Annotated in this window: 12 protein-coding genes, 1 pseudogene and 1 other annotated feature; of the genes and pseudogenes, 1 reads left to right on the top strand and 12 read right to left on the bottom strand. The window is 46.1% G+C overall.

What is annotated here, in order from left to right:
- Positions 1-75: 75 nt before the first annotated feature.
- Both leuS and ACQE26_RS09575 read right to left on the bottom strand, forming a co-directional pair.
- On the bottom strand, positions 76-2,490 hold the full coding sequence (leuS, locus tag ACQE26_RS09580) for a leucine--tRNA ligase (RefSeq protein ID WP_060964509.1): 2,415 nt from the start codon (positions 2,488-2,490) through the stop codon (positions 76-78).
- Positions 2,491-2,599: 109 nt separating this feature from the next.
- Positions 2,600-2,813 (bottom strand) — a binding site (T-box leader).
- A gap of 102 nt (positions 2,814-2,915) precedes the next feature.
- Positions 2,916-3,251: a DUF4257 domain-containing protein gene (locus ACQE26_RS09575; RefSeq protein WP_076982551.1), complete on the bottom strand. Its 336-nt coding sequence runs from the start codon at positions 3,249-3,251 to the stop codon at positions 2,916-2,918.
- Positions 3,252-3,639: 388 nt separating this feature from the next.
- Between ACQE26_RS09575 and ytvA the strand changes: the two genes are divergently transcribed.
- The gene (ytvA, locus tag ACQE26_RS09570; protein ID WP_500471376.1) at positions 3,640-4,425 is read left to right on the top strand and encodes a YtvA family blue-light photoreceptor; all 786 of its coding nucleotides are present in this window, start codon (positions 3,640-3,642) and stop codon (positions 4,423-4,425) included.
- Positions 4,426-4,464: 39 nt separating this feature from the next.
- Here ytvA and ACQE26_RS09565 read toward each other — a convergent pair whose 3' ends face one another.
- The 10 genes and pseudogenes from ACQE26_RS09565 to ACQE26_RS09520 all read right to left on the bottom strand — a co-directional run bounded on the left by ACQE26_RS09565 (position 4,465) and on the right by ACQE26_RS09520 (position 15,247).
- Positions 4,465-5,649 (bottom strand): MDR family MFS transporter, encoded by a 1,185-nt coding sequence (locus ACQE26_RS09565; RefSeq protein ID WP_060964508.1) that lies wholly within the window; start codon positions 5,647-5,649, stop codon positions 4,465-4,467.
- Between the two features lie 195 nt (positions 5,650-5,844).
- A complete protein-coding gene (locus tag ACQE26_RS09560) occupies positions 5,845-6,564 on the bottom strand; it encodes a YwaF family protein (protein WP_500471375.1) in 720 nt (239 codons plus the stop codon).
- 105 nt (positions 6,565-6,669) lie between these two features.
- Complete coding sequence (locus tag ACQE26_RS09555; protein ID WP_500471374.1) at positions 6,670-8,610, bottom strand: ABC transporter permease; 1,941 nt, start codon at positions 8,608-8,610, stop codon at positions 6,670-6,672.
- Positions 8,603-9,362 (bottom strand): annotated as a pseudogene (locus ACQE26_RS09550) (ABC transporter ATP-binding protein); the annotation flags it as partial. The gene ACQE26_RS09555 and the pseudogene ACQE26_RS09550, both read right to left, overlap by 8 nt.
- 102 nt (positions 9,363-9,464) lie before the next feature.
- Entirely contained in the window at positions 9,465-10,469 is a 1,005-nt protein-coding gene (locus tag ACQE26_RS09545; protein ID WP_500471373.1) for a sensor histidine kinase, read from the bottom strand.
- Positions 10,462-11,157, bottom strand: coding sequence for a response regulator transcription factor (locus tag ACQE26_RS09540; protein ID WP_500471372.1), 696 nt, complete (start codon positions 11,155-11,157; stop codon positions 10,462-10,464). The genes ACQE26_RS09545 and ACQE26_RS09540 overlap by 8 nt, the downstream gene beginning before the upstream one ends.
- Before the next feature lie 66 nt (positions 11,158-11,223).
- Positions 11,224-12,537, bottom strand: a complete 1,314-nt coding sequence (locus ACQE26_RS09535; RefSeq protein ID WP_500471371.1) for an ABC transporter permease — start codon at positions 12,535-12,537, stop codon at positions 11,224-11,226.
- The gene (locus tag ACQE26_RS09530) at positions 12,527-13,222 is read right to left on the bottom strand and encodes an ABC transporter ATP-binding protein (RefSeq protein ID WP_060964501.1); all 696 of its coding nucleotides are present in this window, start codon (positions 13,220-13,222) and stop codon (positions 12,527-12,529) included. The genes ACQE26_RS09535 and ACQE26_RS09530 overlap by 11 nt, the downstream gene beginning before the upstream one ends.
- Positions 13,223-13,237: 15 nt before the next feature.
- Positions 13,238-14,224, bottom strand: coding sequence for an ABC transporter permease (locus ACQE26_RS09525; protein ID WP_438420435.1), 987 nt, complete (start codon positions 14,222-14,224; stop codon positions 13,238-13,240).
- A gap of 36 nt (positions 14,225-14,260) precedes the next feature.
- Positions 14,261-15,247 carry an ABC transporter permease gene (locus tag ACQE26_RS09520; RefSeq protein WP_500471370.1) on the bottom strand — a complete coding sequence of 329 codons (987 nt, stop codon included), beginning with the start codon at positions 15,245-15,247 and terminating at the stop codon, positions 14,261-14,263.
- Positions 15,248-15,256: the final 9 nt, after the last annotated feature.

The raw sequence follows: 15,256 nt of genomic DNA, 5'->3' as shown, positions 1-15,256 counted from the left end.
AAGCCCGCGGTGCAATTTCTATGATAGAGGCCTGATAAAAAAGCCCCTCTCACAGAGGAGAGGGGCTTCGTCCGGTCAGTTTGCCACGATATTGACAAGCTTGCCCGGTACGGCAATGATTTTTCGGATCGTTTTTCCTTCAAGCTGCTCTTTTACTTTTTCGTCAGCTTGTGCGAGCTGTTCTAATGCTGCTTTATCAGCATCAGCCGGAACCATTAATTTCGCTTTTACTTTTCCGTTCAGCTGGACGACGATTTCCACTTCATCATCCACCAGTTTTGATTCGTCATAAGCAGGCCAGGCTTCGTATGCAATCGAACCTTCGTGGCCGAGTTTCTCCCACAGTTCTTCCGCCAAATGCGGCGCAACAGGAGAAAGCAGCTTCACAAAGCCTTCGACATATTCTCTCGGAAGTTCATTCGCTTTGTAGGCTTCATTAATGAAGACCATCAGCTGAGAGATGCCCGTATTAAAGCGAAGCGCTTCGAAGTTTTCTGTCACTTTCATAACCGTTTCATGATAGACGCGCTCAAGAGTTTCGCCCGCGCCTTCTGTCACTTTGCCCGTCAGCTCGCCGTTTTCCTCGATAAACAAACGCCATACACGGTCAAGGAAGCGGCGCGCTCCGTCAAGACCTGATTCAGACCAGGCGATAGAGGCATCAAGAGGCCCCATAAACATTTCGTACAGGCGGAGCGTATCTGCTCCGTGAGACGCCACAATTTCATCCGGATTAACGACGTTTCCGCGGGATTTACTCATTTTTTCATTATTTTCCCCGAGAATCATTCCTTGGTTATACAGCTTTTGGAACGGTTCTTTCGTCGGTACGACACCGATATCATAGAGGAATTTATGCCAGAAACGCGCGTACAGAAGGTGAAGCACGGCATGCTCCGCTCCTCCGATGTAAATATCGACAGGCAGCCATTTATCCAGTTTCTCAGGTGAAGCGAGCTGATCCGGATTTTTCGGGTCGATAAAGCGAAGGAAATACCAGCAGCTTCCCGCCCATTGCGGCATCGTGTTCGTTTCTCTTCTCCCTTTTCTGCCCGTTTCAGGATCAGTGACCTCTACCCACTCTTTAATGTTGGCAAGCGGTGATTCACCTGTTCCGCTCGGTTTGATCTCATCGGTTTTCGGCAGAATCAGCGGCAGCTCTTCTGCCGGAACGGCTGTTGAAGTGCCGTCTTCCCAATGAATGACCGGAATCGGCTCGCCCCAATAGCGCTGGCGGCTGAACAGCCAATCACGCAGACGGTATGTCACTTTTTTCTCACCGTTTTTCGTTTCTTCAAGCCAGGCGATCATTTTTTCAATCGCTTCCGCTTGATTCAGTCCGTTCAGAAAGCCGGAATTGATATGTTCTCCGTCTCCCGTGTACGCTTCCTCTTCCGTGTTTCCGCCTTTTACGACTTCTTTGACAGGCAGGCTGAACACTTTGGCGAATTCAAAATCGCGTTCATCATGCGCCGGCACGGCCATTACAGCACCCGTTCCGTAAGAAGCGAGGACATAATCAGCTATCCAGATCGGCAGCTTTTCCCCGTTTGCCGGGTTTACCGCATATGCGCCCGTGAAGACGCCCGTTTTTGTTTTCGCAAGATCCGTCCGTTCCAGGTCACTTTTCGCCTGAACTTCTTTAATATAAGCGTCTACCGCTTCTTTTTGTTCAGCCGTCGTGATGGCCTCCACAAGCTCATGCTCTGGAGCCAGCACGGCATAAGCCGCGCCGAACAGCGTGTCCGGTCTTGTCGTAAACACCGTGAATGTGTCGTCAGTGCCGTCGATCGCGAAATGGACGTTTGCGCCTTCTGAGCGTCCGATCCAGTTGCGCTGCATGTCTTTAATGCTTTCAGGCCAGTCAAGCTCTTCTAAATCTTCAAGAAGCCTGTCCGCATAAGCGGTGATTTTCAGCATCCATTGTCTCATCGGGCGGCGTTCAACCGGATGGCCGCCCCGCTCGCTTTTGCCGTCAATGACTTCTTCGTTCGCAAGCACCGTTCCGAGTGCCGGGCACCAGTTGACCGGCACTTCGTCTACATAAGCGAGACCTTTTTCATACAGCTTGGTGAAGATCCACTGCGTCCACTTGTAGTAGTCGGGATCAGTCGTATTGATTTCACGATCCCAATCATATGAAAAACCGAGCGATTGGATCTGGCGGCGGAAATTATCGATATTGTGTTTCGTAAACTCAGCCGGATCATTCCCCGTGTCAAGCGCGTATTGCTCGGCGGGAAGCCCGAACGCGTCCCATCCCATCGGATGAAGCACGTTGTACCCTTGCATGCGTCTCATGCGTGAAAGAATGTCGGTTGCCGTATAGCCTTCCGGATGCCCGACATGAAGGCCGGCTCCTGAAGGATACGGGAACATGTCAAGCGCGTAAAACTTCGGCTTGTCACTCTCTTCGCTGACGGCGAACGTTTTATGCTCCAACCAGTAATTCTGCCATTTCTTTTCTATTTTTTCGTGCTGAAAACTCAACGCAAAAACCTCCTTCTGATTGAATACGGCGTATGTAGTCCAAGTATTGACGGGATAAGGAAGATGATATTCAGATTATTCTAAAACTAAAAAAAACTCCCTCATCCCAAAAAGGGACGAGAGATTTTTGTTTCCCGCGGTACCACCCTCGTTAGCGCGGTTTTAAGCCGCACTCACTTGATACTTTTAACGCAGTTATGCGTCAGCGGTTTTGCCGCTGCAACTCTGAGGCGAGTTCGGAAACAGACTTGATTGACTTGCACCGGCCGTCAACTCTCTGACTGCAAAATCTGCTTCTTACTGCTCCTCTTCACTGTTCTTATCGCTACCGTAATCTTACCTGTATTTTATAGAATTCTGTTCATAAGTGCAAGCAGGTTTGTATACAATGGGAATGTACCCAGAACGGGTCATGAGCGGGGATATTATTTTGATGGAGGATTTTTTTGCTGGTGTGGTTTTGCTTCGGCCGAATCACTGTTTTGTTCCCTGACAAAATCAAAGCTCCTGAGAACAGCTTCTCCGCCGTAGCCTGCGATTATGGATAAGATGACGAGTTGAATTCCTGAATCGGGGTTAGCGGATAAGACAAGTAAGATGGAAGCAGCCATTCCGATAAAACCATCTTCCAAAAAACCGAGATAGATAAACCGCTTTGTCATTCTGGGTTTCTCCAGCCTGCCTCTCTTTTTCACATGACCGAGAACCCCCATGATTCCTCCAATTACACAAGCAATAATTACCTGATGCAGCATCTTCATCACCTTCCTAAAGCCCTTATTTAGTAAAGCGACTTCAGGCCATCCAGCCCCCTTACGAATACGATGATTTTCGATATCTACATACCGGCGAATGAGCAGGAAAGTAAAAAGCTTGTTTCTTCCATTATATGTGAACACATGATCGGTAAGCTTGATGCATTAGATTCATTTTTCACCCAGTGACAATGACCTAGTCACTTACTTAGCAATGATGTGCCTTCCCTTATATATTCAGTGTATATGAAGACAAGCCCGAATGACAAATTGCAAACTGCGGCTGCTTGAAACAGAACATGTGTTATGCTACGGTTACTGTAGATTCATTTAAAAAGGGGAGAAACAATGGCTGAAAAAAGTGCACAGCTTTACGGCCAAAAGGGGGTTTTATATGGCTGACTCAAATGTACTCGGAAAACTGGAGCAGCTGGAGCTTATCAAAAAGGCGCTTGATCACGCACGCATCGGCGTGGTGATTACAGACCCCTCTCTTGAGGACAATCCCATCATTTATACGAATCAGGGATTTATGGATATGACAGGCTATTCTTCCGAAGAGATATTAGGTAAGAACTGCAGATTTCTGCAAGGAAAAGAAACCGACCGAAAACAAATCGCGAAAATAAGAAAAGGCCTAAAACATAAAGAAAAGATCACGGTGCGGCTGAAAAATGTCAAAAAAGACGGCACCTCGTTTTGGAATGAACTCAATATTGATCCTCTTTATGTTGAAGACAAGCTCTATTTTGTCGGTTTTCAAAAAGACATCACAGAGCAGAAAGAGTACGAAAAGCTTCTTGAGGATTCCCTCGGTGAAATTGCGACGCTGTCAACGCCGATCGTTCCGATTCGAAACGGGATCTCCGCCATGCCGTTAGTGGGGAATTTAACAGAAGAACGATTTGATTCCATCGTGACAACTTTGACAGACATATTAACCGCATCTAAAGATGATTACTTAATTATAGACTTATCAGGTTTAGCTGAGGTAAACGAACAGACCGCAGACCGGATTTTCAAATTGCATCATCTGCTTAATTTAATCGGCACAGAATTAATCATCACCGGGATCAAGCCTTCCCTCGCCATGAGAATGAATCAGCTTGATGCAAGCTTTACTTCATTAAAGACGTATTTAAATGTTAAGGACGCGGTCAACGTGCTTCCGGTCTTATAAACAAAAAATCCCGCCGAAACAGCGGGATTTTTCATGTCGTCATCGCACTTGGACGTTTTGTTTATTAACGGTTTTCAGACGTTTGTCATACAGCACCGTCGCTAGGATGCTGACGACAAGAAGCGCCATCAGGATCAAGAGCAGCACGCTCATGCCGTATTGATCAACCAGCACGCCGCCAAGGAGCGGCCCGATCATTCTGCCGCCCGTCGCCGCACTGTTGACGAACCCTTGGTAAAACCCTTCTTTCCCCTTAGGCGCAAGCTGATCGGCAATAGTAGGCACGGCAGGCCAGACAAGCATTTCTCCGATTGTTAAAATCACCATCGCGGTAAGGTACATCGGAAAGTGCTTGGCGCCAAGGAGCACGCCGAACGAGACGATAAAAATACAAAAGCCGATGACCATCTGCGTTTTTAACGCACCGGACCATTTTTTCAGAACAGCACCTATAAGCGGCTGTCCGGCGACAATCAGGATTCCGTTTACGGTCCAGAGCACACTGTATAATGAAAGCGGCATACCGATGCTTTGAGTATGTGACGCAACGGTTGTGGACCACTGCGAATAGGCAATCCACCCGAGAACATACCCGCCGCTCAGTATAAGAAGCGCCGTAAATTTCGTTCTGCTGCTGACAGGCTCGTAGTCCAGTACAGAGACCTGGCCCGCGTTTCCGGTTTTAATATTTCGAAACCCGAAAAATACGATAAGGAAAAACAGCACATACAGCAAAGCATTGGCTAAAAACACGTACGTAAACGAGTACGCCGCAACCATTCCGCCGAGTGCCGAACCGACCGCGACACCTGCGTTCTGAGCTACATAAATTGCATTAAAAGCTTTCCGTCCGCCCTCTTTCCAGACTGCTCCCGCCATGGCGTAGCTGGCCGGAAACACGATGCCGGAACCGAACCCGACAATGACGAGCAGCCAAATATAAACGGGCCACTGGTGAAACAGAACGAGTCCGAGAAGACTTGCCAAGGTGATGATAATGCCTAGCATAATGGATTTGAATCCGCCGATTTTATCAAACAAAAATCCGCCGCATAAATTCCCCGCCACACTGGCTCCGGAATTCAGCATCAGCACAATCCCCGCGACAGTCAGCGATTTTCCTAAATGATTATGAATATAGATCGTATTCAGCGGCCACAAAAAAGATGCGCCCGTCACATTGATAAACATTCCGATAATTAATATCTTCAAAGCGCGCGGCATACCGATCCCCCTGTCTCTATAAAAAACCCCATGAAAAAACGGAAACCGCAAGCTGCAGCTCCGTATCGATCCCATTATCATAGCAGATTCATTTTATCGCCGCGGACGCCTTTTTACAACATCAGAATCTGAAAAAAATAATGCCGGAATGTTGAAAAAATTACAAATGATCGGCTTCACAAACATAAACAGGCTTCATGCTCTTTTCCTCAGCAGCCAAAACGGAATATACAGAATGAAAAAGCTCAGCACAACCGCCGCTTCCATTGAAAGAAGATACCACGGCCAAGGGCCGAGAACATTCAGAAGCGAAGCGGTCTTCGGTTTTTTCATTAAATAGAGGTAGTTTGCATTCAGCACACGGTCAATCAAAAAGACACACGCCCCGTACAGATTTACGATCAGCAATGACACCCAGAGCGCGCGCACCGACGGTCTGTACTTTTGGGCACCGGCCATAAACAGACAGGCTAGAAACACACAGCCGTGCGAGATAAAAAATACGATGTACCGAAAATGAGGGAAAGAATACGCCCCTAAATCAGGTGTGGCCATCGCTTGTATGGCGCTGCCCAAACCGGCAAAATAGAGAAAGGCGAACAGCTTTTTGCTTTTTGTCATGACCATCAGCATCGCCAAATAGACGGAAAGGTCGCTCAGCTGCAGCGGCAGAGATGTTTTCAGCGACCAGGCATGTTGGCTAAGCAGCCATATATGATAGCTAATCTGCGACACGGCTAGAAGAATGAACAGCACATATCGGAAAACGCGATTCGGCCGGCCGTGATGGAGCGTTTTCCGGAATACGATCACGCACGCCCCCAGCAATCCGATGATCAGCAGCGTGAAAATGTGTTCCTTGGAAAAAAGATGAAAAGCCCCTGTTTCAGATTTCAATTGAAAATACTTTTGCATAAGGCTCCCCCGTGCGAAAAAATGACGTATGTCTATTCTTTTAAAAATCGCTTTTTTCTATTCATGCAGAAAAAAGCCCCGCTGTGCGGGGCTCCTCAACTTGTTTTACAATGCGGACCGAATGACCTTTTTATAATAAAGCACCGACAGCATGCCGAAGATGGAGTACAGCAGCGTGTACAGCGCCATGACGATGATCATCGGCGTCCATACTTCCGTTCCGAACAAAAACCACCCTGACTGAACGGCAAAATAGCTGTGGAACAGCCCGAGAACGAGCGGAATGCCGAAATGATACACCTGCTTCCGGCGGATGCCTTTCAGCAGATCTCCCGTTGTGAAGCCGAGCTTCCGCAGTATCGTGTAATCAGCCTTCTCATCCTCACACTCGCCCATTTGTTTAAAATAAAGGATACAGCCCGAGGTGATCAGAAAGGTTAAGCCTAAAAACCCGACAATAAACATGATCAGCCCCATATTTTTCTTTTGGGTGTCAGCCGTTTCAAACTGTGAAAGGGCGCCGTCTGAATAATGCTGTGCCTGAAACAGGTCATCAGCTTTTTGGACGTCCTCTTCATGTTTGAGTGTAATGCCGAAAAACCGATTTGATTTTCCCTGAATGGACGGGTCGATATCTTTCTCGATCCTGTCAAATACGTGCTGTGTGACGATCACGGTCGGCAGCCCTCCGCTTGTAAATGTATATGACAGGAGGAAGTCGTTCTTCAAGCCCTTATACGCCAGCGGTATTTTATCCGTTTTGCCGTTTATATCAATGGAACCCGACGTTTTCAAGTCGAGAAATCTTTTCATCATATCATTATATCCGGTAAACACGGCTTCTCCGTCGGAGAGTGACACGCCTTCTGCGTCTTTCTCGCTGACAACCGGCAGCGCCAAGCTGGACGGGTCCTGTGCGAAGCTTTTCATATCGCCGTTTACGATGTTCTTCACATTGACACCGGCTTGAATGGTCTTGATTGTTTTCACTTGATGTTCAATTCCTTTCTTCTTCAATAAGGCGGTAAATGAGTCTGCCTCCTTTTGGTTATCAAACGCAAAGTCCGCCGCCGTATTTTGCTCAGCCGATTTTTCCGCGGAGTAGTACGAGATATAGCTTAAAGACAGCAAACCGATGGACAGCGCCGACAGCGTCGTAATAATTGTCAGCAGGACGGCGTTAGACTTCATCCGGAACATAATGGATGACAAAGACAGCACTTCACTGACATTCAGATACCCGCCTTTTGATTTCCGGATGAGGTTTGCCAAAAAACTGACTGAACCTTTAAAAAACAGATACGTTCCGATAATGACCGATCCGAGAATAAACACCATTGCCGAAAACAGTTCATTCATGGTTGTAAAACTGCCTCCGAATAAATCTGCGGACACGGCATAGCCGGCGATAATGGCCGCGATACCGATGACGCCGATTGTCATCTGCACCCAAGAGAGCCGCCTTATGCCGCTTTCTGACGATGACGCGGTTTTAAATAAAGACAAAATGCTTTGCCGTTTAATAAATAAGTAATTCATCATCATAATCAGCACATAAATGGCCCCGAACACAATTAACGTCTGAACGAGCGCCTTGCTTGAAAAAAACAGTGAGACAGAGGCTTTCACACCGACTGTATGAAACAGCATCATCATACATAATTTCGAGAGAGAAAAGCCGGCAAAAATACCGATCCATATCGATCCGAAATACAAAATGAAGTTTTCTGTGCTGAGTATGCGGAAAATGTGCATTTTCGTCATGCCGATTAATCGGAATAAGCCGATTTCCCGGCCGCGGCGTTTGATAAAAATGGTGTTGGCGTATAAAAGAAATACCGACACGATCGCCACAAGCAGTATGGAGGCGGCCCGGATTGCCGCTGCTCCTTTTATGGAGCTTTTCATTTCATCAAGCGCCGGATCGTATTGCATCGTGACAAACGCGAAATAAAGGGCGGAGCTGAACACCAGCGCAAACACGTAAAGGTAATAGTTTTTCATATTCTTTTTCAGGTTCTGGAAGATCAAATGATGAATGCTCATGCCTGAACTCCGCCCAATACACCTTGCGTTTTCATAATATCCTGAAAAAAGTCCGGTCTGTCCTGGCCGCCTTTATTCAGCTGTGTATACACGCGGCCGTCTTTAATGAAAACCACACGTCCGGAATAACTGGCGGCAACCGGATCATGCGTCACCATCACAATGGTGGCGCGGCGCTTCTGATTCAAACGGCTGAGTTTATTCAGCAAATCCGAAGCGGCTTTAGAATCAAGCGCTCCCGTCGGCTCATCAGCAAAAATAATCCCCGGCTCGTGAATAACAGCTCTCGCGGCAGACGTCCGCTGTTTTTGTCCGCCGGAAATTTCACTCGGATACTTATCTCTCAACTCATAGATGCCAAGCTCCTCTGCCGTCTCGGCAAAACGCCGATCCGCCTCTTTTTTAGGCATTTTCGTAATGGATAACGGCAGGAGTATATTTTCTTTCACGGTCAGCGTATCCAATAAATTATAATCCTGAAAGATAAAGCCGAGGTGCCGTTTTCTGAATTCGGCAAGCTGTTTTTCTTTCATGGATGTGATCTCCGTCTCATTCAGCCTGATCGTGCCCGCGCTCACTTTATCAATGGAAGAAAGCACATTCAAAAGAGTGGTTTTCCCTGATCCTGACGGGCCCATAATGCTGACGAATTCCCCTTTTTGGATCTGAAGATCAATTCCTTTCAGCACCTCCTGCTTATTCAGCTTATTTCCGTAGTTTTTTCGAATATTGCCTGCTTCTAAAATCATCACGTTACGATTCTCCTTTTACATTGGTTATCTTCATTTTAAAAACAAAAGCCGTTTTTTTCGTTTGATTAAGCGAACAAAAGAGAAAAGCATGTGACACTTTTGTCACACGCTGAACATGCTGACGGCGTCGTTTTGTTTCGGAAATACCAAGGTAAAAACCGTGCCTCGTTTCGGCTCTGATCGCACGCTGATCTGGATGTGAAGCGGAGCCGCAGCTTTTTGAGCCAAATACAGGCCCATTCCCGTTGACGCGTGATCACGGCTCATCCGCGTGGAGGTGAACCCCTTTTCAAAAATGCGCGGAAGATCTTTAGGCTTGATGCCGATGCCGCGGTCTTTTATATCCACATGCACCCGGCCGTTTAGTTCATAACTTTTTACGGTTATATCATCCGCTTCGCTGTATTTGACGGCATTGCTTAACAGCTGTCTGATGATGAAAGAAAGCCATTTTCCGTCACTGAGAACGTCCGGTGCCTCAAGTTGTATGTCAAACCCGATTCCTTTTTGTATACACCATGATTGCAGATTTTTAATTTCTTTGAAAACGAGCGGGCGGAGCTGAATGCGCTGGAACGATAAATCATTTTCGATAAAGGACAATCGTTTCTGATGAAGCTGCTGGTCGAGGAGATGGTGAATCCGCAGCCATTCATAATGCAAAGGGGCTTTCAGCAGCTGTTCATCAAGGCGCTCGATCATGAGATGCATCGCTGTCAGCGGTGTTTTGACTTCGTGAATCCACGACATCAGCTCATCCTTCTCATGCTCTGACGCCGCCTGCATATGAAGTGAGCTATTTCTTAATCGCTCTGTCTGTTCTTCAATGCTTTCTTCAATGATCAACTCAAACGGACTGTCGGGCGCTTTTAGACCGGAAATATCTAAATCAGCGTCCCAATCTTTTAAGCTTTTATAAAAAGCGGTCTCTTTCCGATAGCGGAACAAGAGAAAAACGAGAAAGGCGAGAAGTGACAAATAAATAAAATACAGCGCCGATAAAAATGGAATGGACGGATCAATATATGCCGCGAAAAGGAGTACGGCCTGCTGAAAAAGAAACATCGCGATCCAGCTTTTTCTTTCGAGCAGAAATGATTTAATCATAAAGACCGTCTTCCTCCTTCGCGATATACCCCTGTCCCACTTTGGTCTCAATCATTTTCCCGATACCTAAATGATCGAGCTTTTTCCGCAGCCGGTTGACATTCACCGTCAGCGTGTTATCGCTAACGAAACGTTCATCGTTCCATAGGCTTCTGATGAGTTCTTCGCGGCTGACGATTTTATTTTTCTGCTCGGCCAGCAGCTTTAAAATCAGCATTTCGTTTTTGGTCAGTTCGACCGAACCGTTTTTATGGCTGACTGTGCCGGTTTCTGTGTCAATGACCGCCCCGCACCATCTTTTCATCAGCACCGGTTCTGTGCCGTATTGGTGCACGCGGCGGAATACCGCCTGGATTTTCGCGATTAACACATCAAAGTGAAAAGGCTTCTGTATAAAATCATCCGCCCCGAGCTGCATCGACATGACCATATCTGCCGGATGGTCACGCGAGGACAAAAACAGAATCGGTACGTTTGATTGAGAGCGTATCATTCTGCACCAGTGAAAGCCGTCAAATTTCGGCAGCTGCACATCAATGATTACCAAATCAGGCTTGATTTCTGAAAACTCCTGAATGACCCGGCTGAAATCCTTTATTCCGTGCACCGCAAATGACCAGCCCGTTAATCTTTCTTTCATCTCGTGAAACAAAGTGTTATCATCTTCTATTAACAAAATGTGAAACATTTGTATTCACCCTTTTCTGATTAATAGATGAAAAACCGGCTGTTGCGTCCAGCCGGTTTTTTCTCTTTACAATTCTCTTCTTAATGCGGTCAGAACGTTGGTTTTTGTCGCTTTCCGTGCCGGATTCATACCCGAAATCACCGCGACCCCCGCACAAATGACCACTGCGATCACCACGAGGCTGAGCGGAATATAAGAGAAGGTATAATGAAGATCTTCAGCTCCGGTATTTCCCCCTACCGCTTCCAAAATAAGCGGGACAGCCAGGTTAACGGCAAAACTCACTCCGTAGGAAATGATAATACCAATGACAGAACCTAATATTCCGATATAGGCGCTTTCCATCAAAAACATTCTGCGGATGATGGACGGGCTTGCGCCGATCGCTTTCATAATCCCGATTTCCTGCGTTCTTTCCGTAACCGCCATCGTCATCGTATTGAAAATACCGATGGCAGAAATGACGACGGCGATAAAGCCGACAAAGATCAGACCGATTTTAAAGACGAGGAAAAACGTGTTGACGCCTTGCAGCTCGGTTGTGACGGACATGACTTGATAACCGTCATCACTCAAATCATTTGTTAACTGTTCAACATTGTCAAATTTGTCAGCGTAGACTTTTATGCTTTTTTCAGCATTTCCGCCTTTAAAATCTAAGAATTTCGAAAAATCCTTTTTGAATTGATCACTGATAAAAATATTTGTGTCCTCCATCCAATCTTGGGACGGTTTTTTTGTAATCCCGACAATTTTAAAGTCGTATGTTTTGGTTCCTTCCGTTTTTCCGCTATCATTGTTCGTCTTAGAAATGCTCAGCTGTATGGTTTTATTCAGCAGATCCTTCGTATAGCCTTTTGGCTTTTTCACGTCCGAGACATCGTCTTGATGATCCTTTAAGTCCTTGTTGTAAGCCTCAGCTTCTTTTTTCGTCCATAGGTTTTTCGCGAAATCATAACCGACCACAATTTCATTTTCTGATTTGGCTACTCTTCCCTGATCAAGCTCCATATTGGCTTTTACTTCATCTTTCATGTTCGTTAACACGACCGTTGAACCTTCGTTTGTCCTGTTATCCAATGACGCTTTATTCGGTTCATATACTTCGGTTCTTTCAACGACAGACTTGACATTCTTATATTTTTCCAAGTCTGATTTCTTCACGGCTTTTCCGTTCTCTTGGCCGAGCACTCTTATTTCCGTTACGATCTGCTGGCTCATAGTTATGTCTGTTATCGTTTTTTGTATGCCGAATCCGACGGAGGCCAGCACAACCAAAAATGCACATGCCATCGTTGTTGCAAGCACAGTCATGAAAACACGCAGGCGGTTTTTCTTCATATTTCTTCTGATAAAGTGAACCTGATCCTTAAATCTCAACAGTAACGCCCCCTTTTAATACGCCGTCATGCAGCTGGAATTTTGAGTGCGCAATCGAAGCGACTTCATCGTCATGCGTGATGATGACAAAAGTAATCCCGCGCTCCCGGTTCAACTGCTGAATTAATGCAAGCACCTCAAGCTCCGTTTCCGAATCAAGGCTTCCCGTCGGCTCATCTGCTAAAATGATCGACGGATTTAAAATCAGCGCTCTTGCGATGCTGACACGCTGCTGCTGGCCGCCTGACAGCTCATTCGGATAATGATTCGCATGATTCTCAAGCCCGACCCGTTTCAGCATGTCCGCGACTTTCTGCTTCCGTTCAGACGGTTTAACTCCTTTTAGGGCAAGCGGCATTTCAACATTTTCATAGGTTGTCAGACTCGGAATGAGCTGGAAGCTTTGAAAAATAAAGCCGAAATGCCCGAGGCGGAACTGAGCCCACTCCTTTTCACTGAAGCCCGTCACATCAGTGCCGTTAATGACGATACGCCCCTTCGTCGGCGCTATGTAGCCGGAAATTAAATTCAGAAGCGTCGATTTTCCGGAACCGCTTCGCCCGACGATACAGGCGATTTCCCCTTTTTCAACCGTCAAAGAGACGTCTTTCAGCACCGGAACCTGACTCTCTCTGCCTTTCCTGCCGATTTTAAATGAATGATCGATATGCTGTACCTCTATCACGTACACCACTCCCCTTTATATTTGTTTCGTTTTTTTATAGATGAAGTAATAACTGATGAAAAACCCGATCACCGCGCCGATCAGCATGCCGAATATGTAACCGGTATATGAACCGTTACCGTTATAAGCATATCCGCATACACCCGCACTTCCCAGCATACTAAGCGCCATGACCAGCCCTTGGATCATGCGTTCTGTATGTTTGTTTAAGATAAAATGTCCGCTTCGCTCACTCGGCATTTTCAGGAAATTCACATAGCCGAAAAGATAGAAACAAAATCCCATTAAGGCAGATATAAGCAAGGCATGTTTCGTGTAATACATCCATGGTGTATGGATGTAAGCGGCAGGCATGAAATAGATCAGAAATCCGCTCCAAGGAAAATCAATATTCTGCACAGACTGGCTGCCAAAAAGGAACTCAGCATTTAACAGGTAAATGATCAAGACAACGATCGGAAAAACGGAGACCATGAACGCTGTGATCAGCTGTGCTGCTAAATTGCCTGTTATCGTGCCGGCGGCTGTCACTAATGCATAAATCATCAAGCTGATGACCAGCATCCCGGCGCTGAATGAGTGAAAATGATCTACAGCGTCAGGTTTAAGCGCAAGAAACAATATGTCAGATAATCCGTAAGAAACAAGCTGCGAGCCGGCTAACACGGATGCTCCCAACAAAAACTTAGTATGGAATATCCGGCTTCTCGAATACGGCAGACTCAATGTGAACATGTTTTCAGCCCGTCCCGCTCTTGTCAGAAAAAGCCCCAATATAACCGGAGGAATGAAGTGCAGCCCAATCAAATTCTGATTGCTGTAATTCATGCTGAATGTACAAACTGAACCTGAATATTGATGAAGCGCACCCAAACAATCTTTATAGTGAAAATACTCATTTATAATTGCCAAAGGGCCTAATATAGATAAGAACCCCGCTGTAAGCAGCAGCAGCGTCTGCCGCTGCTTCCATTCTTTATAAAGCAAACCGTTAATCGGCACCTTGCCTTCCCCCAAACTTCTCATTTGCAAACGAATCTACATATGCTTTGTTTTCCTGTAAACCGTAAAATAAGTGATAAAAAACCCGATCACAGCGCCGAAGAACATGCCGGCTAAATAGCCGAACATCGTGTTTGTGACTTCATATCCGAATAATCCAAACCCCATAACGGCAAACACAATCACCAAAATCTGCACCGGGCGGTCCAATTTTCTCCAAAGAAAGAATCTGCCGTTCCGTTCATTCGGATGTTTCAGAAAGCTGACATAACCGATCAAATAAAAGACGAGGCTCATCACTGCCGGAATTATTAAGACTAAATCTCTTTCTCTGATCCAGTCGTTAAACACATATCCAATAGGAGTTATAAATACAAAAAGACGAGATTCGATATAGCTGCTGATGAAAGAGAATTGATTTCCCACACTAATATCGAAAACAACCTCCAGATTCGCGGCCGGCAGACCGATGAGTAAAAAGGGCAGAACCGTTACTGTAAACGCCGTTAACAGCTGGGCGAATATATGTCCCGTTAATGCGCCGGCTGCCATTAACAGGGCGAAAGCCATAAAACTGATCACAATCACTCCGATTGAAAAATGATCAAAATCGTTCGTATGGCTCGGTTTCAGCAAAGATATGAGCAATGACGCCGCTCCGTAGCCTATCGCCTGAGGAACAACAATGACTGCCGTGCCAAGCCAGAATTTAGTCTGGTAAATTTGACTTCTGCTGTAAGGCATGCTTAACAGTGCATCCATCGTTCCTTTGGTCCGTTCCAAACCCAATAAGCAGGCAGCAACGATGACACTCACAACCCAGCTGAAAGAAAGAAGCGACCCATTCGTATAACTCAACGTAAATTCACAATCTTGAAGTACTTGGTTATTCAAACATCCTTGATATGTTGAGTAGTTGTTATAAACCATAAAAGGGTTTGCTGCTATTAAAAAAATACCGCACAATATAAACAGCCACTGATTTTTCTTCCATTCCGTGTACAATAGTCCCCGCGGTATCATTCCGGTTCT

It is taken from the genome of Bacillus sp. 5RYD7K (genome assembly GCF_059831465.1).
Note: the sequence above shows the minus strand (reverse complement) of the source record. Positions and strands in the feature narration are given on the sequence as shown.

Coding starts and splice junctions, on each gene's coding strand:
- ACQE26_RS09520 (WP_500471370.1), bottom strand. CDS start 15,247: ATGATACCGCGGGGACTATTGTACACGGAATGGAAGAAAAATCAGTGG.
- ACQE26_RS09540 (WP_500471372.1), bottom strand. CDS start 11,157: ATGTTTCACATTTTGTTAATAGAAGATGATAACACTTTGTTTCACGAG.
- ACQE26_RS09565 (WP_060964508.1), bottom strand. CDS start 5,649: ATGCCGCGCGCTTTGAAGATATTAATTATCGGAATGTTTATCAATGTG.
- ACQE26_RS09560 (WP_500471375.1), bottom strand. CDS start 6,564: ATGCAAAAGTATTTTCAATTGAAATCTGAAACAGGGGCTTTTCATCTT.
- ACQE26_RS09555 (WP_500471374.1), bottom strand. CDS start 8,610: ATGAGCATTCATCATTTGATCTTCCAGAACCTGAAAAAGAATATGAAA.
- ytvA (WP_500471376.1), top strand. CDS start 3,640: ATGGCTGACTCAAATGTACTCGGAAAACTGGAGCAGCTGGAGCTTATC.
- ACQE26_RS09545 (WP_500471373.1), bottom strand. CDS start 10,469: ATGATTAAATCATTTCTGCTCGAAAGAAAAAGCTGGATCGCGATGTTT.
- ACQE26_RS09575 (WP_076982551.1), bottom strand. CDS start 3,251: ATGAAGATGCTGCATCAGGTAATTATTGCTTGTGTAATTGGAGGAATC.